Below are 21,146 nucleotides of genomic sequence, written 5' to 3' on the forward strand. Positions count from 1 at the left end.
GGGAACCGGGCTGCATGCCGGGTCGCACCGTGTCCGGTCGCCCTTGAGCCGGTCGAGCACGCCGATCTCGATCAGGCGCTCGGCGATCGGCGATCGGCAGCACCGGGGGGCGCGCTGTCAGAGGTCACCGGCAACCGGGCGGTGCCATGATGGGCAGTCCTCCAGGCCCCCACCCATGACAAGGACCGACGCGATGAGAGGACGGGCGAAGCCCCCCGCCGCCCCGCTGCCCCAGCGGGACGGCATCGATCCGGTGCGGGTGAGGCTGCCGGAGGACCCGGACGGGGTCTGGGGATGCGTCCGGGACCATCTGCTGGACCGGTTCGCAGGGGCGGTCGGGGCGCGGCGGGTGGAGGCGATGCTCGCCGAGGGGCTGTTCGTCGGGGCCGACGGCGGTGCGGTGCGTGGCGACGAGCCGTACACAGCGGGCCGGTACCTCTGGTTCCACCGGGACTTCGCGCCGGAGGATCCGGTGCCGTTCCCCGTCGGTGTGGTGTACCGCGACGAGCACCTCGTCATCGCGGACAAGCCGCACTTCCTCGCCACGACTCCGCGCGGCCGGCACATCACCGAGACGGCGGTGGCCCGGTTGCGCAGGGAGCTGGATCTGCCGGAGCTGCAGCCCGCCCACCGCCTCGACCGGCTGACGGCGGGGCTCGTCCTGTTCGTCGTACGGCCCGGGGAGCGGGGGGCGTACCAGACCCTGTTCCGGGACCGGCTGGTGCGCAAGGAGTACGAGGCCGTGGCACCGTACGACGCGGGTGTGACGCTCCCCCGCACCGTGCGCAGCCGGATCGTCAAGGAGCGCGGGGTCATCGCCGCGCGCGAGGAGCCGGGCGAGGCGAACAGTGAGAGCCGGATCGAGCTCCTGGAGCACCGGGGCGGGTTCGGCCGTTACCGGCTGCTGCCCGCCACGGGGCGTACCCATCAGCTCCGGGTCCACATGAACGCGCTGGGGCTGCCGCTCGTCCACGATCCCGTCTATCCGGTGGTGGAACCGGAGCAGGACCGTGACGACTACACGCGGCCCATGCAACTGCTGGCCAGGGTGCTGGAGTTCACCGATCCGGTCACGGGCACGCCGCACCGCTTCGAGAGCGGCCTGCGGCTCACCGCGTGGCCGGACCGGTGAACCCGGGCCGGGTCAGTGGCCGCGGGCGATCCATTCGTCCAGGTGCGGGGCCTCGTCGCCGATCGTGGTGGAGTCCCCGTGTCCGGTGCGCACGACGGTCTCGGGCGGGAGTCCGAGCAGCCGGTCCCTGATCGAGTCGACGATCGTCGGGAAGTGGGAGAAGGACCGTCCGGTCGCCCCGGGCCCGCCGTGGAACAGGGTGTCACCGGTGAAGACGGTGGCCAGGTCCGGGGCGTAGAGGCAGACAGCGCCCGGCGCATGGCCCGGGGTGTGCAGGACCGACAGGCGTGTTCCGGCGACCTCCAGCTCCTGCCCGTCGGCCAGTTCGGCGTCGGGGGTGCGGTGCGGGTGGGTCTGCTTCCACAGCGGCAGGTCGTCGGGGTGCAGGAGGATCGGTGCGCCGGTCGCGTCGGCGAGGGCGGGGGCCGCGTCGATGTGGTCGTTGTGCGCGTGGGTGCAGATGATGGCGCGCAGCGTACGGCCGCCGAGTGCGGCCTCGATCGCGAGGGCGTCGTGGGCGGCGTCGATGACGACCGCCTCGGTCTCGTCGCCGATGATCCAGACGTTGTTGTCGACGTCCCACTCACCGCCGTCGAGGGCGAAGGTGCCGGAGGTGACCAGGTGGTCGATGCGGGCGGTCATCAGAACACCACCACCGAACGCAGGACGTCACCGTCGTGCATGCGGGCGAAGGCCTGTTCGATGTCGCCGAGTCCGATCGTCTCGGTGACGAACGCGCCGAGGTCGATGCGGCCCTGCTGGTGCAGGTCGATGAGCACCGGGAAGTCGCGCGAGGGCAGGCAGTCGCCGTACCAGGAGGACTTGAGCGAGCCGCCGCGGCCGAACACGTCGAGCAGCGGGAGTTCGAGCTGCATCTCCGGGGTGGGGACGCCGACGAGGACGACGGTGCCGGCGAGGTCGCGGGCGTAGAAGGCCTGCTTGTACGTCTCCGGGCGGCCGACGGCCTCGATGACGACGTCCGCGCCGTTGCCGCCGGTCAGTGCGCGGATCGCCTCGACGGGGTCGTCGGAGCGTGAGTTGACGGTGTGGGTGGCACCCATCTTCTTCGCCGTCTCCAGCTTGCGGTCGTCGATGTCGACCGCGATGATCTTCGCCGCGCCTGCGAGCCGGGCGCCGACGACGGCCGCGTCGCCGACGCCGCCGCAGCCGATGACGGCCACGGAGTCGCCGCGGCCGACCTGGCCGGTGTTGATGGCGGCGCCGATGCCCGCCATGACACCGCAGCCGAGCAGTCCGGCGACGGCCGGGGAGACCTCGGGGTCGACCTTGGTGCACTGGCCGGCCGCGACGAGGGTCTTCTCGGCGAAGGCGCCGATCCCGAGTGCCGGGGAGAGTTCGGTGCCGTCCAGCAGGGTCATCTTCTGCGCGGCGTTGTGGGTGTTGAAGCAGTACCAGGGACGGCCGCGCAGACAGGCGCGGCACTGTCCGCACACCGCACGCCAGTTGAGGACGACGAAGTCGCCGGGCGCGACGTCGCCGACGCCCTCGCCCACGGACTCCACGATGCCCGCGGCCTCGTGGCCGAGGAGGAACGGGAAGTCGTCGTTGATGCCGCCCTGCTTGTAGTGCAGGTCGGTGTGGCAGACGCCGCACGCCTGGATCTTCACGACTGCCTCGCCGGGCCCGGGGTCCGGGATCACGATGGTCTCGACCCGTACCGGCTCGTTCTTCCCCGGTGCGATGACCCCTTGCACCTGCTGCGCCATACCGTGGTCTCCCTGTTTCCGAGTGGGACTCCTGCGAAGGTTGATCACGGACAACCGTACGCCCCGGAGGGTGCCGCGTCGGCACCCTCCGGGGCGTTGCGTTCCACGGAGGAGGTTCGGTGTCAGGCCCCGGAGTCGTGGGCCTTCCGGCCGCCGACGCAGGTCCGCAGCACACGTGTCCGGCCGATCTCGTCGGACGGGTTTCGCTACGGGTCGCGGTCCAGGACCACCAGGCCGGCGAGGGCTCCGGCGCGGAGTGAGCCGGTGCTCGCGGCCGCTGCCAGGCGGTCGGCGCACGTGCGTGAAGGACCGTGCCCGCCCGGCGACCGAGGGCGGAGCTCAGGGCGCGAGTACGTCCAGTTCGTGGAGGGCGCCCACCGCGATCTCCTTCGTCAGCCGTTCCGCGGCTGCCGCGTCCCCCTCGCGGACCGCCTCGGCCAGGCGTACGTGGAGGGTGACGGCGGCGGGGTCGGGGTCCTCGAACATCACCTGGTGGTGGGTACGGCCGGCGAGGACCTCGGCGACGACGTCGCCGAGCCGCGCGAACATCTCGTTCCCGGAGGCGTTGAGCACGATGCGGTGGAACGCGATGTCGTGCCGCAGATAGCCCTCCAACTGCTGGCCGCGCGAGGTGGCGACCATGCCGAGGGCGCATTCGGTGAGGGCGGCGCACTGTTCGGGGGTGGCGTGCCGGGCGGCGAGTCCGGCGGCGACGGGTTCGACGGCGGACCTCAGCACGGTGAGGGAGCGCAGCTGCCGGGGGCGGTCGGAGCCGGCCAGCCGCCAGCGGATGACCTGGGGGTCGTAGACGTTCCACTCCTCGGTGGGCCGCACGGTCACGCCGACCCGGCGGCGGGACTCGACCAGGTGCATGGACTCCAGGACGCGGATCACTTCGCGTACGACGGTGCGGGACACCTCGAAGCGCTGCGCCAGCTCGTCGGTGCGCAGGACCCGGCCGGGCGGGAAGTCCCCGGCGGCGATCTCCAGACCCAGGGTGTCCAGCACATGTGTATGCAGCCCCTGGCCCTGTGTGGTCATGCCCGCAAGCCTACGGGGAGGCCCGCGGGAACATTAAGTACGACGTTTATGTCACAGCTACTTGAATAAGTCGTATGTAATGAGTTTCAGTAGCGCGACGGACCGATGTCGAAGAAGACAGCGAGGCACCAATGAGCACCCCCCACGTCGTCGTGGTGATGGGCGTAGCAGGGACCGGCAAGACCACGATCGGTCCCCTGCTCGCCGCCGAACTCGGCGTTCCCTACGCCGAGGGCGACGACTTCCACCCGCCGGCCAACATCGCCAAGATGTCGGCGGGGACCCCGCTGGACGACACCGACCGCCGGCCCTGGCTGGACGCGATCGGCCGGTGGGCCCACGGCCGGGCGGGGCTCGGCGGCGTCGTCAGCAGCTCCGCGCTCAAGCGCGTCTACCGTGACCGGCTGCGCGCCGAAGCCCCTGGTGCCGTCTTCCTCCATCTGACCGGTGACCGGGCTCTCATCGAGCGCCGGATGGCGGACCGCAAGGGCCACTTCATGCCGACCGCACTGCTCGACTCCCAGTTCGCGACCCTGCAGGAACTGCAGGAGGACGAGGCGGGCGTGGCAGTGGACGTGTCCGGCACCCCCGAAGAAATAACCGACCGGGCCGTCGCCGCGTTGCGCCGGCTCGCCTCTTAAGGATCACCGTGAGCAGTCTCAGCGTCGAGATGCTGGCAGCGGATGCCGTCGAGCCGATCACCTCGGCCGGCAACGCGCAGTTGGGCATCGCCGTCCTGGCGGGCATCGCCGTCATCGTCGTACTCATCACCAAGTTCAAGGTGCACGCCTTCCTGGCGCTGACCATCGGTTCACTGGCGCTCGGCGTCTTCGCCGGTGCCCCGCTGGACAAGACGATCACCAGCTTCTCCACGGGCCTCGGCGCCACCGTCGCCAGTGTCGGTGTGCTGATCGCGCTCGGCGCGATCCTGGGCAAGCTGCTCGCCGACTCGGGCGGCGCCGACCAGATCGTCGACACGATTCTCGCGAGGGCGAGCGGGCGCGCCATGCCCTGGGCGATGGTCCTGATCGCCTCGATCATCGGTCTGCCGTTGTTCTTCGAGGTCGGCATCGTGCTGCTGATCCCGGTGGTGCTGCTGGTCGCCAAGCGCGGCAACTACTCCCTGATGCGGATCGGTATCCCCGCGCTCGCCGGACTCTCGGTGATGCACGGCCTGATCCCGCCGCACCCCGGCCCGCTGGTCGCCATCGACGCGCTCGACGCCAACCTGGGGGTCACCCTCGCGCTGGGTGTCCTCGTCGCCATCCCGACCGTGATCATCGCGGGCCCGGTCTTCTCCCGGTACGCCGCCCGCTGGGTGGACATCCAGGCACCGGAGAAGATGATCCCCGAGCGCCCCTCGGAGGACCTGGACCGCCGCCCGGGCTTCGGCGCCACCCTGGCCACCGTGCTGCTGCCCGTCGTCCTGATGCTGGCCAAGGCCCTCGTCGACATCGTGGTGGACGACCCGGAGAACCACGTCCAGCGGGTCACCGATGTGATCGGTTCGCCGCTGATCGCCCTGCTCGCCGCAGTGATCGTCGGCATGTTCACGCTGGGCCGGGCCGCCGGATTCACGAAGGCGCGGCTCTCCACGACCGTCGAGAAGTCGCTCGCCCCGATCGCCGGGGTGCTGATGATCGTCGGTGCCGGCGGCGGCTTCAAGACGACCCTCATCGACGCCGGTGTGGGCCGGATGATCCTCGAGTTCTCCGAGAACTGGTCGATACCCGCCCTGCTGCTCGGCTGGCTGATCGCCGTCGCGATCCGCCTGGCGACGGGTTCGGCGACCGTGGCCACCATCTCGGCGGCCGGTCTCGTCGCTCCGCTGGCGGCCGGCATGTCCACCCCGGAGGCGGCCCTGCTCGTCCTGGCCGTCGGTGCGGGCTCGCTCTTCTTCAGCCACGTCAACGACGCGGGGTTCTGGCTGGTGAAGGAGTACTTCGGCATGGACGTCGGTCAGACGATCAAGACCTGGTCGGTGATGGAGACCATCATCTCCGTCGTCTCGCTGGGCTTCATCCTGCTGCTGTCGCTGGTCCTGTAGCTACTCCTCCGGATCCCGCCACAGCGGGTGCTCGGAGCGGGCCCAAGGGCGCTCGACCGACCCGGTGCGCATGCCACGGCGTGCCTCCGGGTCGGCGAGCGCCATTGCCGTATGTCCGGCCAGGACGATGCCGATCGCGAGTGCCAGCCAGTCGTGCACGAAGGTCGCGCCCGTGCGCCACACCAGCGGGGCGAGGTCCGTGAACCACATCAGCAGGCCGGTGCCGAGCATCACGAGCACGGCGCCCGCGATCCAGGCGGCGTAGAGCTTCTGGCCCGCGTTGAACTTCCCGGCCGGCCGGGCGCCGGGCGTGCGGTCGCGGCGCAGAGCGGCCTTCAGCCACTGCCGGTCGTGCGGTCCGAACCGGTTGAGCCGGGAGAGGTCGGCGCGCAGGGCCCGGGAGACCAGCCCGGCGAGCAGCGGTACGGGGACGAGCAGCCCGGACCATTCGTGGACGGTGACCACGAGGTGGCGGCGGCCGACGAGTTCGGCGAGCTGGGGGACGTACAGAAAGGCCGCGGTGGCCACGCACAGCAGCGTCAGCCAGGCGGTGGTGCGGTGCACCCAGCGCTCGGTGCGGGTGAAGCGGCGGATCCTCGTGGGGTGTTCAGACGGTGGGGGCGTCGTCCCGGCCGTTGGACCGGCCCACCCAGGCGTCGACGTCATAGCCGAGCTCCTCCCAGTAGCCGGGGCGTACGGCGTCGGTGACGGTGATCCCGGAGAGCCATTTCGCCGATTTGTAGAAGTACATCGGTGCCACGTAGAGACGGACGGGGCCGCCGTGCGAGTGGGTGACCGGCTTGTCCTGCATGCGCAGCGCGACCAGGACGTCCGCCCGGCGGGCCTGCTCCAGGGTGAGGCTCTCGCTGTAGGCGCCGTCGAAGCAGGTGAAGCGGACCGCCTTCGCGCCGGGACGTACTCCTGCCGCGTCCAGCAGCACGGACAGCCTGACCCCCTCGAACGGGGTCTCGGGGACGCGCCAGCCGGTGACGCACTGGACATCGCGCACCAGGCGGCTCTGCGGGAGCGCCTTCAGGGAGTCCAGGGTGTAGGTGGCGGGGCGGTCGACCAGGCCGTCCACGGTGAGGCGGTAGTCGGCGGCGGTCTTCTCCGGTACGGACGTGGCGACGGAGTAGTAGCGGAAACCGCCGCCGTTGGGCAGGAGCCCGGTCAGCCCGGTGGGGTCCTTGTCCGCGACCGCTCCGAGCCCGGTCTCCAGGCCCCGCTGGAGCACCGGGGCGGCAACCACTCCGGCGACGCCCAGGCCGAGCATGGCCAGGACGAGGCGGCGGCCGACGGGCGCGCCTTCGGCACGGCTGCCGTCAGGAGGATCTTCGCTGTCGGGAGGGCGACTGTTCACCCGCCCATTCGAACACCCGCGGCCGTCCGTCACCAGGAGCCGCGGGCGTTCGTCACCACCCGGTAAGAACTACCGGGGGGCCGTCGTGCTCTCCGCGGCCTTCTCCAGCTGGAACGCCTCGTTGCCGAGGCCGATCCTGGCGTGCACCTCGGGCTTCGTGGAGCGCAGCACCGCCCCGTACGCCAGGCCGCCGACGAGGGCGACACCGATGACGCCGGGCAGCAGCCAGTTGAGTACGGAGCCGGGGCCCGAGCCGACCAGTACGTCGAAGTCCCGGACGGTGAACACCGCGATGGCCAGCAGCGCGATCCCGGCGAGGCCGGAGGCCACGAGCCGGGGTGCCTGGGCGCGGCCCGCACCGCGGCGTACGAAGAAGGCGATCACGGCGAAGGAGGCCGCCGCCATCAGCAGGATCACTCCGAGCGCACCGACGTTGCCCATCCACGTGAACAGCCGCAGGACGGGCGCCGTGGGGTCGCCGACCGGGTGGTCGTCCGTGAGGGCGAAGGCCGCCACGATCACGACGGAGATCACGGACTGGAGCATCGAGCCGGTGGCGGGCGCGCCGCTGGTCTTGCTGGTCCGGCCGAAGCCCGCAGGAAGCAGGCCCTCACGGCCCATCGCGAAGGCGTAGCGGGCGACCACGTTGTGGAAGCTGAGCAGCGCGGCGAACATGCCCGTGACGAAGAGGACGTGCAGCACGTCCGTGAACGTGGCGCCGAGCCTCTCCTCCGTCAGACCGAAGAGCATGCCCGGGCCCTCCCTGAGGGAGGTGTCCGAGATGAAGCCGGGGCCCGCGGCGACGGTCAGCGCCCAGGAGCTCACCGCGAGGAACAGGGCGGCGTAGCCGACGGCCAGGAACATCACCCGGGACACGACGACCTGCGGACGGCTGGTCTCCTCCGCGTACACGGGGGCCTGCTCGAAGCCGACGAACGCGGCGATGCAGAAGCAGAGCGCCGTGCCCAGCCCCGCGCCGGTGAGGGTGTCGGGGTTGAACGCGTGGAAGGACAGGCCCTCGGGGCCGGGCTTGCTCACGGCGGCGATGTCGAAGATCACGACCAGGGCGCACTCGATGACCAGCAGGACGCCGAGCACCTTGGCGTTGAGGTCGATCTTCAGCCAGCCGAGGACGCCGACGACGGCCACCGAGACGAGGGCGGGAAGCCACCAGGGCATGTCGATGTCGAGATAGGTGGCGAAGAGACCGGAGACCTCGAAGCCGAGGATGCCGTAGATGCCGACCTGCATGGCGCTGTACGCGACCAGCGCGACGAGCGAGGCGCCCGCGCCGGCCGTCGGGCCGAGACCGCGGGCGATGTAGGCGTAGAACGCACCGGCGTTGTGGACGTGCCGGCTCATCTCCGCGTAACCGACGCTGAACAGCATGAGGACGATGCCGAGGACGACGTAGAGCAGCGGCTGCCCGACGATGCCCATCACACCGAAGACCGTGGGCATCACCCCCGCGACGACCATCAGCGGGGCGCTGGCCGCCAGGACCGAGAGCAGCAGTCCGGGGGTGCCGAGCCGGTCGGCGCGCAGGGCGCGTTCCTCCCCCTTGTACGTGTTGATCCCGCCGGTGTCGCCGTTCGTCGCGGCCGTTCCGGTCCCGGTCGTATCTGTTCTGCCCGTCGACATGGCGGGGTTGGTCCCTTCGTTGAAAGCAAGGTGCATCACGGGGTACCGAGCGCGTAGGTGCGCGCGGCAAGAAATGCGGGGTACGGATCGCGGCCGGAGTACGACCAGGGGGCCGCGGTCGCGTGGGGGCCGATGCGGTGGAAGAGCGCGGCGGCCTCGGCGGGGCGCCCCTCGCAGATCTTGGCGTGGGCGAGGAAGTTGAGGTCGACGTGGTGGCGGGGGTGGTCCTCGCGCTCCCATTCCAGCCACCAGTCGAAGGCTGCCTTCATCACCTGTCTGGCCCGGCGGCCGGTCCAGTGCCCCGAGCCCGCCGGGTCGTCGGACACGCTGCCCGCCGCGGCCAGGACGCGGTAGCGCTCCGCGTGCGCGACGACGGGGAGTACGGCGAGCGGCGAGTCGGCCGGGGCCTGTTCGGCCGCCCATGCGGCGAAGTCGTAGACCTCGTGCAGCGGGTCGCCGCCCTCGGGATCGGTCTCGGCCAGCAGGGCCGTCATCAGGTGGTGCGCCTGGTGGTGCTCGGGGTGACGGGACCGGATCGCCTCGAACTGCCTGGCGGTCTCCTCCCGGGTGCCGTACGTGCGGTCGAGCAGCATCAGGCCCAGCCAGGGGGTCGGGTCCGCGGGGTCGAGCCGGGCTGCGCCCAGGCAGGCCTCGCGGGCCTTTTCCCGTTCTCCGGCACCGGACTTGGGGCTCAGGGCCCTGGTCACGGTGGCGCAGGCGAGAAGGGTGGAGGCGTCGGGGCTGTCCGGTTCGGCGAGCAGCCACTCGCGTGCCCAGTCGGCCGCGGACGGGGTGGCGGCGAGTGCGAGCACACGGTGGCCGCGGCGGTCCCAGTCGGTATCGGTGGCGGCAAGAAGAGCGCGGGCCCTGGCCCACCGGCCCTGGGCGAACTGACCTCGTACGTCGATCAGTTCGCTGTCGTCGAGAGCCGGGTCGAAAGCGTGGTCCGAGCGACCGCCCTTGCGGCGGGCGCGGCCCAGGGGCGGCGGAGGCGGGGACATCCGCAGGCTTCCTTTTTTCGACGCGGTGTGCGAGTTGGTTCGATGCTGTGTGCGAGCAAACGATCGCGCACAGCAAAGCGGTAGGCAATGCTCCACGTCAAGGGCAACCCTCCGTCAACTGCATGCGTGAGCCATGCAGTTGATGGTCGGGGGGCGTGGTCTGAACCATTCGCGCAGCTCGTCGCGGGGGTCGCGGAGACACGGAACGGCTGGGGTGACGCGTGCCACACTGCCGTCATGGAGAACCGTGAACCGCTCAAACCCTTCCTCCTCGCCTTCCCCGGACCGCTGCGCGACCGGCTGGTGGCGGCCGTGCTCTCCGGCGAGAAGGTGTCGACGTCGGGGCTGCTCGCGGAGTACGAGGTGGAGAAGGAGGACCTTCCGCCGGTGGGCGAGCGGTCCGCGCTGATCGACTCCCGGGGGCAGGAGGTCGCCGTCGTGGAGCTGACGGAGGTTCGGGTGGTGGCCCTGGGCTCGGTCGGCCTGCAGCACGCACTCGACGAGGGCGAGGGGTACACGTCGGTCGCCGGGTGGCGTGCGGGGCACGAGGCGTTCTGGCACAGCGAGGAGATGCGGGAGGCCCTGGGGGACCCGGCGTTCACCGTGGACGACGACACGCAGATCGTCGTGGAGAGGTTCCGAGTGGTGGAGCGGTGGGAGTGAGGGGTGGGGACCGGAGTGACGGTGCCCGGCCCGGCCCCGCGTGCGGACGCGGCGGGAATCCGGACCGGGAGGCGGGGTCACACGGCGGGGAGCGCGTAGAACCTCTTGCCGTGCATCACGGCCGGCCGCTTGCCGCCGCCACCGCGTTCCACTGCTGGATGTCGCCGGTTCTGTCGTTGTAGGTCCAGCGCAGCTTCCCGGTCGTCGCGTCGAAGGCGTGCACGCCCCCGCCCTTGTCGAACTCGGTCGCGCGGTACGGGTGTTGTCCACCTTGGCGAACTGCCATGCCTGCGTGGCCGTGTCCCGCAGGTCCTCGTTGTGCCAGATCTGCTTGCCCCTCGCGTGATCCACCGCCCGCAGGCTGCGGGCGGTGTCGGAGGCGTGGAGCACTCCGTCCAGGACGTGCGGGTCGCTGAAGGCGCTGAAATCGCTCGCCGCGAGGGACCAGCTCTCCTTGCCGTCGGCCGGCGCGAACGCGCCGTCGCCGGTCAGGTCGCTGTTCGCCGCGTTCTGCTGCCACAGCGGCTCGGGTGCGGTGCCCGGCGGCGGAGTCGTGAAGGGGTCACCGTTCTCGCCCCCGCCCGGCGTCGGACTGCCTCCCGGCTAGACCGCCTCCCCCTCGGGACCGCAACCGACGACCCCGGCCAGGCCCGTCCCCGTCCCCGTCCGCCTGAGCAGTACGGAATCGGGACAGGGCCGTGAAGCTCCCGTCGCCCCGTCACAGAACGGCCGCCGGGCCGTCCGCCCAGTGGTCGCCGCGGCCGGTCAGCCAGTTGCCTCAGCCGGTCGCCTCGGCAGCCGCCCGGCCCGCCGCGCGGCCCGAGAAGATGCAGCCGCCGAGGAACGTGCCCTCCAGCGAGCGGTAGCCGTGGACTCCCCCACCGCCGAAGCCGGCCGCCTCTCCCGCCGCGTACACACCGGACAGCGGGGTACCGTCCGCCGTCAGGACGCGGGAGGACAGATCCGTCTCCAGGCCCCCCAGGGACTTGCGGGTGAGGATGTTGAGCCGGACGGCGATCAGCGGCCCCGCCCCGGGGTCGAGGATGCGGTGCGGCTTGGCCGTACGGATGAGCCTGTCGCCCAGGTAGGCGCGGGCGCCGTTGATCGCCGTGATCTGGAGGTCCTTGGTGAAGGGGTTGGCGACCTCTCGGTCGCGGGCGGTGATCTCGCGGCGCAGGTCGTCCTCGTCGATCAGCGGCTCGTCGGTCAGTGCGTTCATCCCGCGGACCAGCGCGCCGAGGTCCTTCTCGACGACGAAGTCGACGCCCTTGTCCATGAACGCCCTGACCGGTGCGGGGATGTCGGCGCGCGCCCTGCCGATCACGTCCCGGACCGACTTTCCGGTCAGGTCGGGGTTCTGCTCGGAGCCGGAGAGCGCGAACTCCTTCCCGATGATCTTCTGGTCGAGGACGAACCAGGTGTACCCGTACCCGGACTTCATGATGTGTTCGAGGGTGCCCAGCGTGTCGAAGCCGGGAAAGAGCGGGACCGGCAGCCGCTTCCCGCGGGCGTCCAGCCAGAGCGAGGACGGGCCGGGCAGGATGCGGATGCCGTGCTTGGCCCAGATCGGGTTCCAGTTCTCGATGCCCTCGGTGTAGTGCCACATCCGGTCGCGGTTGATGTGATGGGCGCCGGCCTCCTCGGTGATGCCCAGCATCAGCCCGTCGACATGGGCGGGCACCCCGGAGAGCAGCTTCTCGGGCGGGGTGCCGAGCCGCTCGGGCCACTGGGCGCGTACGAGGTCGTGGTTGCCGCCGATGCCGCCCGAGGTGACGATCACTGCCTGCGCCTTCAGCTCGAAGGCTCCCGTGACCTCGCGGCTGCTGGCCGTGCCCCGCTCGGCGCCGCTCGCGTCGAGGAGTTCGCCGGTGACCGTGTCGATGGCCCCGGCCGAGCCCCCGAGGCCGGTGACCCGGTGGCGGAACCGCAGCTGGACGAGGCCCTTCGCGACGCCTTCGCGCACCCGCCGCTCGAAGGGGGCGACGACACCGGGCCCGGTGCCCCAGGTGATGTGGAAGCGCGGGACGGAGTTGCCGTGGCCGTTCGCGTCGTACCCGCCCCGTTCGGCCCAGCCGACGACGGGGAAGAACCGCATCCCCTGAGCGTGCAGCCAGGACCGCTTCTCACCGGCCGCGAAGTCGACGTACGCCTCGGCCCACTTGCGCGGCCAGTGGTCCTCCTTGCGGTCGAAGCCCGCCGTGCCGTACCAGTCCTGGAGGGCCAGCTCGTGGCTGTCCTTGATGCGCAGTCGGCGCTGCTCGGGCGAGTCGACGAGGAAGAGGCCGCCGAAGGACCAGTGCGCCTGGCCGCCTATGGACTGTTCGGGCTCCTGGTCCAGCAGGATCACCGTCCGGCCCGCCTCGACGAGCTCGGCGGTGGCCACCAGGCCCGCGAGTCCGGCCCCGATCACGATCACATCAGCGTCGTACGCCATGGTTCCATCCTTCGGGGCGATGCCGTGCGGTGCACGAAGTTACTTGTGCGTCAGATCTTCGGTACCGGCCGCTTCCACGTCAACCGCCCGGTCGGCGCCGCCCTCACCGCTCCCGCGGGTCCGCGGGGCTATCGTCGGATCCGTGTCGGTGCTGGTTCTCCTGCTCTCCGTGGGCGCCGCGTGCTGTCTGGGCTTCGGGTTCGTCCTCCAGCAGGACGCCGCCCGACGTGCGCCCCTGAGCGACTTCCTGTCGCCCCGGCTGCTGCTCGACCTGATGCGGGTGCCGAGCTGGCTCGCCGGGATCGGCCTGATGGTCTGCGGCATGGTCCTCGGCGCGCTCGCGCTCGGCCAGGGCGAGGTGTCGCTCGTCGAGCCGCTGCTGGCGACGAATCTGGTCTTCGCGATGGCACTGTCGCGCCACCGCACCGGTCAGTCACTCGGCCGGCAGGGCTGGGGCGGGCTCTGTCTGCTGGCGGGCGGCGTCACCGCGTTCCTGCTGGCCGGCCAGCCGGAAGGCGGGGAGGCGACCGCGGATCCGCTGCGGCAGTGGCTGGTGATCGGCACGGTCGCGGGGCTCGCGGTGGTCCTGACCGCCTCTGCCAGGCACCCGCGGACCCCCGGAACCCCCGTGCTGCTCGGGCTGGCGGCGGGGCTGCTGTACGGACTGCAGGATGCCCTGACCAGACTCTGCGGGGAGCGGCTGGACGACGGCGGCTGGGCGGCACTGATGACGGGCTGGCATCCGTACGCGGTCGTCGTGATCGGGGTGACCGGTCTGATCCTGGTCCAGAGCGCGTTCGAGGCGGGGCCGCTGCGGATGTCGCTGCCCGCGCTGACGGCCGCGCAGCCGCTGGCCGGGATCGCGTGCGGAATCGGGTTCCTGGGCGACCAGGTGCGCACCGACACGGGTGCCCTGGCCTGGCAGGCTGCCGGACTCGCGGCGATCGTGGCGGGGATCGTGCTGCTCGGGCTCCATCCGGCGATGCCGGAGGGGAAGGACAGGCACGGGTCCACTGCTGCCGACCGGGTGATGTTGGATGAGCAGCATGACTCCGGATGACGAGATCCTGGACATCGTCGATGAGAACGACAAGGTCGTCGGGCAGGCGCCGCGTGGCGAGGCGACCGCGCGGAACCTGCGCCACCGCTGTGTCTTCATCGAGGCCAGGGACGCCGGGGGGCGGCTCTTCGTGCACCGCAGGACGGCGACGAAGCTGGTCTTCCCCTCGCACTACGACATGTTCGTCGGCGGGGTCGTGGGCGCGGGCGAGTCCTACGACGAGGCTGCGCTGCGGGAGGCCGGTGAGGAGCTGGGGGTGCCGGACCTGCCCCGCCCCGAGCCCCTGTTCAAGTTCCTCTACACGAGCGCCGAGCACAGCTGGTGGTCCTACGTGTACCGGGTGCGGTGCGAGCTGCCGGTGAATCCGCAGGTGGAGGAGGTCGCCTGGCACACGTTCCTGACCGATGCGGAACTGGAGCGGCGGCTCGGCGACCGGCTGTGGGTTCCGGACGGGCTGGAGACCTACCACCGCCTGCGGGAGTTCAGGGCCGGGGAAGCGGGGTTCACCTCGTGAGCCGGCGCGGCGACGTCATGCAGAGCCTGCGGCTGTGGTTCGCGCCGCAGCAGATCCGCGCGGAGGGCGACACCCCGGACTACCGCTTCTCGCTCGCCAACGAGCGCACGTTCCTCGCGTGGCTCCGGACGGCTCTCGCGCTGATCGGCGGTGGTTTCGCCGTCGACCAGTTCCTGCCCGGTCTGAGCTGGGGCCTCCGGGCGGGCCTGGCCCTCGGCCTGCTCGTGGCCGGTGTCCTGTGTGCCCTGCGCGCGGTGAATCACTGGGTGCGGTGCGAGCGGGCGATGCGGCGCGGTGAGGATCTGCCGGTGTCCCGCTTCCCGGCGATCCTGAGCATGGTCGTCGCCGTGGTCGCCCTCGCGATGGTGGTGGTGGTCCTGTTCGGCTGGGAGGGCCGGTGACCACGGCGGAGCGCGATCCGGGTCTGCAGCCGGAACGGACGAGGCTGGCCTGGCGGCGTACGACGTTGTCCTGCACGGTGGTGGCCCTGCTCGCGGTCAGGCAGGCCCTGCACGGCGGGGCCGACGCGGCGGGGGTGGTCGCCGTGGCGCTGAGCCTGCTGGCCTGGCTGGGATTCCTGCGGGTGACGCACCGCCGGGTGGTGGGCCTGGGATCCTCCGCGCCGCCGGCGCTGTCGCCGCGCGACGCGGCGACGGCAGCGGCGTGCACGGTCGCGATCGCGGCGTTCGCCGCAGCCATGCTGTTCTGAGCCGACAGCCGGTCTCAGTTCTCCCAGTCCACGGTGACGACGATCTTGCCGCGGGTGCGCCCCTGCTCGTTGAGGCGGTAGGCGTCCGCTGCCTGCTCCAGGGTGAAGACCTGGTCGACGTGGACGGTGAGGACGCCCTGCTCGGCCAGCTCCGCGATCTGTGCGAGGTCCTGGGCGTCGGGGCGCACGAAGGCGTAGCGGCCGCCGTAGGAGAAGACCTCCGCGTCCGCGATGGAGGCGAGCCTGCCGTCGGGGGCGAGCGTCTCCGCGGAGACCTGCAGGGCTTCCCCGCCGACGGTGTCGAACGCGGCGTCGATGCCCTCGGGGGCCAGGGCCCTCAGCCGGTCGGCGAGCCCCTCGCCGTACTCCACGGGCTCGGCGCCCAGCTGACGCACGTACTCGTGGTTGTGGGGGCCCGCCGTGCCGATGACCCGGCAGCCCGCGTGCCGGGCGAGCTGGACGGCGAACGAGCCGACTCCTCCGGCGGCGGCGTGGACGAGGACCGTCTCGCCGTCCCGGACCTCCAGGGTGCGGTGGAGCACCTGGTAGGCGGTGAGTCCGCACAGGGGGAGGCCCGCGGCCTCCTCGAAGCTCAGGTTCAGGGGCTTGCGGGCGAGGGTCCGCACGGGCGCGGCGACGTATTCGGCGAGGGTCCCGCGCGAGAGGAAGTCCTCGCGCACGTAGCCGATGACCTCGTCGCCCACGGAGAACTCGTCGACGGCGGCACCGGGTTGGACGACGACCCCGGAGACGTCCCAGCCGGGAATGACCGGGAAGACGGCTTCCAGCGCCGACTGGAGGTAGCCCTCGCGCGCCTTCCAGTCGACGGGGTTGACGGCCGCGGCCCGCACCTTCACCAGGACCGAGTCCGGGCCGACCTTGGGGTCGGGCCGGTCGCCGTACTCCAGGACATCGGCCGGACCGTAGCTGCTGTAGCTGATCGCCTTCATCCTCCGACGATCGGCGCAGGTCAGGGTCCCCGCAACTCAGGCTGTGGCGGCGTGGAAGGGCGGCAGCAGTGTGCGCGGGTCATGACCGCGGTGCCGGAGCCCGATGAGAAAGGCGGTCGCCGTCTCGAGATACCCGGCCCGGTCGAGCCCGCCCACGGCCAGCGGTACGCATCCCAGGGCCCGCACCAGGACCCGTACCGCCTCCAGGGCCTGCTCGTCGTCCCCGCGCAGCGGGACGGTGACCGGCCCGTCGACGAAGGCGGGCGGGGTGCGCCGCCACACGGAGTCCGGGAGGTGGTTGAACACCTTGACGACCCGTGCGCCGGTGGAGTCGGCGATCGTACGGGCGGCGCCCGGGCCCCCGTTCGTGGTGAGCCTGAATCCGGGTCCGACGGCGTTGGTGCAGTCGATCAGCAGCCGGTCCCGCAGGGCGCCGTCCGCGGCCCCGAGGCCGCCGAGGACACCGGCCACGGCGTCGTACGGCAGGGCGAGCAGGATCGCGTCGCCGAAGGCCGCCGCCTCGGTGACCGTGCCCGCGCTCTGGCCGTGCGGCCGGCGAGGGCACGGGTGCGGTCGGGTGACCGGCCGCCGAAGAGGACGTCGTGCCCGGCTCTCCCCCACTGGGTGCCGAGGGCTTCCGCTGTGTTGCCCGTACCGATGATGCCGATCCGCATGTCCGTCCCCCGTGGCCGCTGTTCGCGTAGCGTCGTCCTGTCGGAACGCTAGGAGATCCGTTGCGCACCGTTCGGTGCCCGACGGGCCGGGGGGAACCGTGGACCGGCTGCTCGCGGACTGCGGGGCCAGGCTCGGCTTCGATCTGCTGGCGTACGCCTGGAATCCCGTCATCCTGTACGCACTGGCCGAGGGCCCGTGCCGGCCCGGTGAGCCGCGGGCGGAGATCGGTGGCATCAGCGCCGAGGTGCTGACCGAGACGCTGCGCCGACTGGAGGGGTACGGACTGGTCGAGCGGTGCGCGTCCGCCGAGGCGCCGCCGCGCGTGGAGTACGCGCTGACGGCGCCCCGCCGGACGCTGCTCGAACCGATCGAGGCACTGGGCCGCTGGTCGGCCCGTTACGGGGACGCGTTCGTGGCGGCGCAGGGCTGGGAGGAGTAGAGCTCCTCGCCCTGGAGCCTCACCGGCCTCACCGGCCTCACCAGCGCGGGATCGGCGGGGTCACCCACTCCGGGTCGGCCGTGCGCATCGCCGCCGCGTCGTCGCGTGCGCGCATCGTGCCGTCGTCGTCGAGCCAGCGCCGGTGGAGCACGGCCAGCCGGTCGCGGTCGAGTTCGACACCGAGTCCGGGGGCGTCGGAGACGGCGAGGTGTCCGCCCTCGAAGGTGTGGCGTGCCGTGATGACGTCCTCGGTCTGCCAGGGGTAGTGGCTGTCGCAGGCGTAGTCGAGGTTGGGCACCGTGGCGGCGACGTGGGTCATCGCGGCGAGGCTGATGCCGAGGTGGGTGTTGGAGTGCATGGAGAGTCCCACGCCGAAGGTGCGGCAGATCCCGGCCAGTTCACGGGTGCGGTGCAGGCCGCCCCAGTAGTGGTGGTCGGAGAGGATCACCTGGACCGCGTCACGGGCGAAGGCCTCGGGGACTTCCGCGAGGGTGGTGACACACATGTTCGTGGCGAGCGGGAGGTCCGTGCCGGCGGAGACCTCCGCCATCGCCGCTGTGCCGCTCGCCGGGTCCTCCAGGTATTCGAGTACGCCCTTGAGCTGATCGGCGACGTACAGCGAGGTCTCGACGGACCAGGCCCCGTTGGGGTCCAGCCTCAGCGGCTGTCCCGGGAAGGCCTCGGCGAGCGCGCGGACGGCGGCGATCTCCTGGTCGGGCTCGAAGACTCCGCCCTTGAGCTTGAAGGAGGTGAACCCGTGCTCGCGGGAGAAGCGCCGGGCCTGCGCGACGACTCCGGCGGGGTCCAGGGCCGCGCCCCAGTCGTCCTGTTCACCGCCTGCGGGATGGGCTGCCCAGCGGTAGAAGAGGTACGCGCTGTACTCGACGCTGTCGCGGACCTTGCCGCCGAGCAGTGCGTGCACGGGCAGGCCGAGGGTCTTGCCGAGCGCGTCCAGGCAGGCGACCTCGAACCCGGAGACGACGGAGAGCCGCAGCTTGTCGGCGGTCTGCACGCCACGCAGCCCACCCGCGTCGACCCGCCCGTCGGTGGCACGTGAGTCGCCGCACACCTCGTCGGCCAGGGCGAAGAGGCCGTTCAGGTCGCTGACCGAGCGGCCGGGGAGAGCATGGGCCAGCGGTTCGGCCAGTTCGAGGTAGGTGCCGTCGCCGTAGGTCTCCCCGACTCCGGTCACCCCGCCGCGTGTGACGACCTCCACGATGAGCCGCGGGGTGTACGGCTGGTGGACGCCCTGGGTGTTCAGCAACGGCGGATCGGCGATGAGGATCGGGGTCAGCCGGACGTCGTCGATCAACAATGCTGTATCCATACGTGAACCTTATTCAGGGATACGACTGAACGCCAGACCGAGGGCCGAGATCATCCACTTGATTCCGGGAGTTCACTGGACGACATACCGACTGGTCGGCATCATGGTCCCGATCGTTCAACCGTCCCGGAGGTGCGCCCATGAGCCCAGTCCATCCGCCAGGTCTCGACCTCGGCCTGCTGCGTGGGTTCCTCGACCGCGAGCGGCCCGGGCTGGTGAACGGACCGCTCGAAGGCCGGCTGATCGAGGGCGGACGCTCCAACCTGACCTACATCGTCACCGACGGCACGGGCCAGTGGGTCGTCCGCAGACCGCCGCTGGGCCACGTGCTGGCCACCGCGCACGACATGAAGCGCGAGCACCGGGTGATCAGCGCCCTGCATCCGACCGCCGTGCCGGTGCCCGAGCCGGTACTGCTGTGCGAGGACGAGTCGGTCATCGGCGCGTCGTTCTACGTCATGGAGTACGTCGCGGGAACCCCGTACCGCACCGCCGAGCAGCTCGCTCCCCTCGGCCCCGAGCGCACCCGCGCCGCCGTCCTCGGACTCGTCGACACGCTCGTCGATCTGCACGCCGTCGACCCCGAGGCCGTCGGCCTCGGCGACTTCGGGCGTCCCGAGGGCTTCCTGGACCGCCAGCTGCGGCGCTGGGGGAAGCAGCTGGACGCCTCCCGCAACCGTGAGCTGGCCGGCATCGACGAACTGCACGCCGCGCTCGGCCGGGCGCTGCCCGTCTCCCCCGCACCCACCGTCGTGCACGGCGACTACCGCCTGGACAACGTGCTGATCGGGGAGGACGACCGGATCAAGGCCGTCCTGGACTGGGAGATGTCCACGCTGGGCGACCCACTGACCGACCTCGGCCTGCTCGTGATGTACAGCTCCGACCTCGATCTGCCCGCCTCCCCGGTGTCCACCACCAGCGGCGCGGCCGGTCACCCCACTCCCGCCGAGCTGATCGAGCGCTACGCCGCACGCTCCGGCCGGGACACCTCCGGCATCTCCTGGTACACGGCCTTCGCGTGGTTCAAGCTCGCCGTGATCCTCGAGGGCATCCACTACCGCTACACCCTCGGCCAGACCGTCGGCCCGGGCTTCGACCGCATCGGCGACCTCGTCCCCGTCTTCATCGCGCACGGCCTCACCACCCTCCAGGAAGGCTGATCACTTATGGACTTCGCATTCGACGCCCGTACCGAAGAGCTGCGCACCAAGCTGCTGGCCTTCATGGACGAGCACGTGTACCCGGCCGAGGCGGTCGCGGAGGAGCAGCGCGCCCTGCTCGCCTCGCCGTGGGACACCCCGCAGATCGTGGAGGACCTCAAGGCGGAGGCGCGCAGGCAGGGTCTGTGGAACCTCTTCCTCCCGGACGCGGAGTACGGCGCCGGACTGACGAACCTCCAGTACGCCCCGCTCGCCGAGATCACCGGCCGCAGCCCGCATCTGGCGCCGACCGCGCTGAACTGCGCGGCCCCGGACACCGGGAACATGGAGGTGCTCTTCCAGTTCGCCACGGACGAGCAGAAGAAGCAGTGGCTGGAGCCGCTGCTCGCCGGCGAGATCCGCTCGGCGTTCGCGATGACGGAGCCCGAGGTGGCCTCGTCGGACGCGACGAACATCGAGACGCGGATCGTGCGGGACGGCGATGACTACGTCATCAACGGGCGCAAGTGGTACATCTCCGGGGCGATGAACCCGGACTGCGCCGTCTTCATCGTGATGGGCAAGACCGACCCGGACGGCGAGGACATCCGCCGCCAGCAGTCCATGATCCTCGTCCCGCGCGACACCCCCGGCCTGGAGGTGCGCCGTGCGATGCAGGTGTACGGCTACGAGGACCACTCCCACGGCGGCCACGCCGAGGTCGTGTTCACCGATGTGCGGGTGCCCGCCGCGAATCTGATCGGCGAGGAGGGCGGCGGCTTCGCCATCGCCCAGGCGCGGCTGGGCCCGGGCCGGATCCACCACTGCATGCGGCTGATCGGGATGGCCGAGCGTGCGATCGAGCTGATGTGCAGGCGGGCCGTGTCCCGTACGGCCTTCGGCAAGCCGCTCGCCCAGCAGGGTGTCGTGCAGAACTGGATCGCGGACGCCCGGGTGACGGTGGAGCAGCTGAGGCTGCTCGTCCTGAAGACGGCCTGGCTGATGGACACGGTGGGCAACCGCGGGGCGCACACCGAGATCCAGTCGATCAAGATCGCCACGCCGCGCGCGGTCGTCGGCATTCTCGACCAGGCGGTGCAGCTGTACGGCGCCGGCGGCGTGAGCCAGGACTTCCCGCTGGCCGAACTGTGGTCCTCGGCACGGACGCTGCGGCTTGCGGACGGGCCGGACGAGGTGCACCAGCGGTCGCTCGCCCGGCGCGAGATCAAGAAGTACCTCTGAGTTCTGAGTCCTGGGCTCCGGCCTCTGACCGACGACGGTGCG

The 21,146-nt window shown here is 71.3% G+C and carries 26 protein-coding genes; 13 read left to right on the forward strand and 13 right to left on the reverse strand.

The genetic code is table 11. The features are described from left to right. Positions 1 to 193: 193 nt before the first annotated feature. On the forward strand, positions 194 to 1,132 hold the full coding sequence (locus tag OG844_RS07235; protein WP_406388907.1) for an RluA family pseudouridine synthase: 939 nt from the start codon (positions 194 to 196) through the stop codon (positions 1,130 to 1,132). Positions 1,133 to 1,144: 12 nt separating this feature from the next. Here the strand turns inward: OG844_RS07235 and OG844_RS07240 are convergent, their stop codons facing one another. Both OG844_RS07240 and OG844_RS07245 read right to left on the reverse strand, forming a co-directional pair. Next, on the reverse strand, positions 1,145 to 1,774 hold the full coding sequence (locus tag OG844_RS07240) for an MBL fold metallo-hydrolase (protein ID WP_406388909.1): 630 nt from the start codon (positions 1,772 to 1,774) through the stop codon (positions 1,145 to 1,147). Further along, positions 1,774 to 2,859 (reverse strand): S-(hydroxymethyl)mycothiol dehydrogenase, encoded by a 1,086-nt coding sequence (locus OG844_RS07245; protein WP_406388911.1) that lies wholly within the window; start codon positions 2,857 to 2,859, stop codon positions 1,774 to 1,776. Before OG844_RS07245 ends, OG844_RS07240 begins: the two co-directional genes overlap by 1 nt. Before the next feature lie 119 nt (positions 2,860 to 2,978). On the opposite strand from OG844_RS07245, the gene OG844_RS07250 reads away from it, so the two are divergent. Then, positions 2,979 to 3,119: a hypothetical protein gene (locus OG844_RS07250; RefSeq protein ID WP_406388913.1), complete on the forward strand. Its 141-nt coding sequence runs from the start codon at positions 2,979 to 2,981 to the stop codon at positions 3,117 to 3,119. 79 nt (positions 3,120 to 3,198) lie between these two features. Here OG844_RS07250 and OG844_RS07255 read toward each other — a convergent pair whose 3' ends face one another. Then, positions 3,199 to 3,900, reverse strand: coding sequence for a FadR/GntR family transcriptional regulator (locus tag OG844_RS07255; protein WP_406388915.1), 702 nt, complete (start codon positions 3,898 to 3,900; stop codon positions 3,199 to 3,201). A gap of 131 nt (positions 3,901 to 4,031) precedes the next feature. Here OG844_RS07255 and OG844_RS07260 point away from each other — a divergent pair, with 131 nt between their 5' ends. Then, a complete protein-coding gene (locus tag OG844_RS07260) occupies positions 4,032 to 4,541 on the forward strand; it encodes a gluconokinase (protein WP_406388917.1) in 510 nt (169 codons plus the stop codon). Positions 4,542 to 4,549: 8 nt separating this feature from the next. Continuing rightward, entirely contained in the window at positions 4,550 to 5,947 is a 1,398-nt protein-coding gene (locus OG844_RS07265; protein ID WP_406388919.1) for a GntP family permease, read from the forward strand. Here OG844_RS07265 and OG844_RS07270 read toward each other — a convergent pair whose 3' ends face one another. The 4 genes from OG844_RS07270 to OG844_RS07285 form a co-directional block, all read right to left on the reverse strand. Beyond that, positions 5,948 to 6,613, reverse strand: a complete 666-nt coding sequence (locus OG844_RS07270) for a cytochrome b/b6 domain-containing protein (protein ID WP_406388921.1) — start codon at positions 6,611 to 6,613, stop codon at positions 5,948 to 5,950. Next, positions 6,555 to 7,307, reverse strand: coding sequence for a molybdopterin-dependent oxidoreductase (locus tag OG844_RS07275; protein WP_406388923.1), 753 nt, complete (start codon positions 7,305 to 7,307; stop codon positions 6,555 to 6,557). The genes OG844_RS07270 and OG844_RS07275 overlap by 59 nt, the downstream gene beginning before the upstream one ends. 69 nt (positions 7,308 to 7,376) lie before the next feature. Then, entirely contained in the window at positions 7,377 to 8,948 is a 1,572-nt protein-coding gene (locus OG844_RS07280) for an APC family permease (protein WP_406388925.1), read from the reverse strand. 35 nt (positions 8,949 to 8,983) lie between these two features. Further along, the gene (locus OG844_RS07285) at positions 8,984 to 9,949 is read right to left on the reverse strand and encodes a hypothetical protein (protein ID WP_406388927.1); all 966 of its coding nucleotides are present in this window, start codon (positions 9,947 to 9,949) and stop codon (positions 8,984 to 8,986) included. A 237-nt stretch (positions 9,950 to 10,186) separates the two neighbouring features. Between OG844_RS07285 and OG844_RS07290 the strand changes: the two genes are divergently transcribed. After that, complete coding sequence (locus OG844_RS07290) at positions 10,187 to 10,612, forward strand: ASCH domain-containing protein (RefSeq protein ID WP_406388929.1); 426 nt, start codon at positions 10,187 to 10,189, stop codon at positions 10,610 to 10,612. A gap of 115 nt (positions 10,613 to 10,727) precedes the next feature. Here OG844_RS07290 and OG844_RS07295 read toward each other — a convergent pair whose 3' ends face one another. Further along, positions 10,728 to 10,898, reverse strand: coding sequence for a hypothetical protein (locus tag OG844_RS07295; RefSeq protein ID WP_406388931.1), 171 nt, complete (start codon positions 10,896 to 10,898; stop codon positions 10,728 to 10,730). Between the two features lie 84 nt (positions 10,899 to 10,982). Here OG844_RS07295 and OG844_RS07300 point away from each other — a divergent pair, with 84 nt between their 5' ends. Continuing rightward, positions 10,983 to 11,219 carry a hypothetical protein gene (locus OG844_RS07300; RefSeq protein ID WP_406388933.1) on the forward strand — a complete coding sequence of 79 codons (237 nt, stop codon included), beginning with the start codon at positions 10,983 to 10,985 and terminating at the stop codon, positions 11,217 to 11,219. 171 nt (positions 11,220 to 11,390) lie between these two features. Here the strand turns inward: OG844_RS07300 and OG844_RS07305 are convergent, their stop codons facing one another. Beyond that, complete coding sequence (locus OG844_RS07305; RefSeq protein ID WP_406388934.1) at positions 11,391 to 13,046, reverse strand: FAD-binding dehydrogenase; 1,656 nt, start codon at positions 13,044 to 13,046, stop codon at positions 11,391 to 11,393. Positions 13,047 to 13,188: 142 nt separating this feature from the next. On the opposite strand from OG844_RS07305, the gene OG844_RS07310 reads away from it, so the two are divergent. From OG844_RS07310 to OG844_RS07325, 4 genes are read left to right on the forward strand one after another with little or no spacing between them, the layout of a single operon-like run. After that, positions 13,189 to 14,106 carry a DMT family transporter gene (locus OG844_RS07310; protein ID WP_406388936.1) on the forward strand — a complete coding sequence of 306 codons (918 nt, stop codon included), beginning with the start codon at positions 13,189 to 13,191 and terminating at the stop codon, positions 14,104 to 14,106. After that, positions 14,093 to 14,620, forward strand: coding sequence for an NUDIX hydrolase (locus OG844_RS07315; RefSeq protein WP_406396033.1), 528 nt, complete (start codon positions 14,093 to 14,095; stop codon positions 14,618 to 14,620). Before OG844_RS07310 ends, OG844_RS07315 begins: the two co-directional genes overlap by 14 nt. A 17-nt stretch (positions 14,621 to 14,637) precedes the next feature. Beyond that, complete coding sequence (locus OG844_RS07320) at positions 14,638 to 15,021, forward strand: YidH family protein (protein ID WP_406396034.1); 384 nt, start codon at positions 14,638 to 14,640, stop codon at positions 15,019 to 15,021. Then, positions 15,018 to 15,329 (forward strand): DUF202 domain-containing protein, encoded by a 312-nt coding sequence (locus OG844_RS07325; RefSeq protein WP_406388938.1) that lies wholly within the window; start codon positions 15,018 to 15,020, stop codon positions 15,327 to 15,329. The genes OG844_RS07320 and OG844_RS07325 overlap by 4 nt, the downstream gene beginning before the upstream one ends. A 14-nt stretch (positions 15,330 to 15,343) precedes the next feature. On the opposite strand, the gene OG844_RS07330 is transcribed toward OG844_RS07325, so the two are convergent. The 3 genes from OG844_RS07330 to OG844_RS07340 are packed head-to-tail and all read right to left on the reverse strand — an operon-like array spanning position 15,344 to position 16,953. After that, entirely contained in the window at positions 15,344 to 16,279 is a 936-nt protein-coding gene (locus tag OG844_RS07330; protein ID WP_406388939.1) for an NADP-dependent oxidoreductase, read from the reverse strand. 36 nt (positions 16,280 to 16,315) lie between these two features. Continuing rightward, the gene (locus OG844_RS07335; RefSeq protein ID WP_406388940.1) at positions 16,316 to 16,750 is read right to left on the reverse strand and encodes an NADPH-dependent F420 reductase; all 435 of its coding nucleotides are present in this window, start codon (positions 16,748 to 16,750) and stop codon (positions 16,316 to 16,318) included. Then, entirely contained in the window at positions 16,690 to 16,953 is a 264-nt protein-coding gene (locus OG844_RS07340) for an NAD(P)-binding domain-containing protein (RefSeq protein WP_406388941.1), read from the reverse strand. The genes OG844_RS07335 and OG844_RS07340 overlap by 61 nt, the downstream gene beginning before the upstream one ends. 98 nt (positions 16,954 to 17,051) lie before the next feature. Between OG844_RS07340 and OG844_RS07345 the strand changes: the two genes are divergently transcribed. Continuing rightward, positions 17,052 to 17,393 carry a winged helix-turn-helix transcriptional regulator gene (locus OG844_RS07345; RefSeq protein WP_406388942.1) on the forward strand — a complete coding sequence of 114 codons (342 nt, stop codon included), beginning with the start codon at positions 17,052 to 17,054 and terminating at the stop codon, positions 17,391 to 17,393. 37 nt (positions 17,394 to 17,430) lie between these two features. Here OG844_RS07345 and OG844_RS07350 read toward each other — a convergent pair whose 3' ends face one another. After that, the gene (locus tag OG844_RS07350; protein WP_406388944.1) at positions 17,431 to 18,720 is read right to left on the reverse strand and encodes a glucarate dehydratase family protein; all 1,290 of its coding nucleotides are present in this window, start codon (positions 18,718 to 18,720) and stop codon (positions 17,431 to 17,433) included. Between the two features lie 140 nt (positions 18,721 to 18,860). Here OG844_RS07350 and OG844_RS07355 point away from each other — a divergent pair, with 140 nt between their 5' ends. Then, the gene (locus OG844_RS07355) at positions 18,861 to 19,883 is read left to right on the forward strand and encodes a phosphotransferase family protein (protein WP_406388946.1); all 1,023 of its coding nucleotides are present in this window, start codon (positions 18,861 to 18,863) and stop codon (positions 19,881 to 19,883) included. Positions 19,884 to 19,889: 6 nt separating this feature from the next. After that, entirely contained in the window at positions 19,890 to 21,104 is a 1,215-nt protein-coding gene (locus OG844_RS07360; protein ID WP_406388948.1) for an acyl-CoA dehydrogenase family protein, read from the forward strand. Positions 21,105 to 21,146 lie beyond the last annotated feature (42 nt).

It is taken from the genome of Streptomyces sp. NBC_00887, from assembly GCF_045207585.1.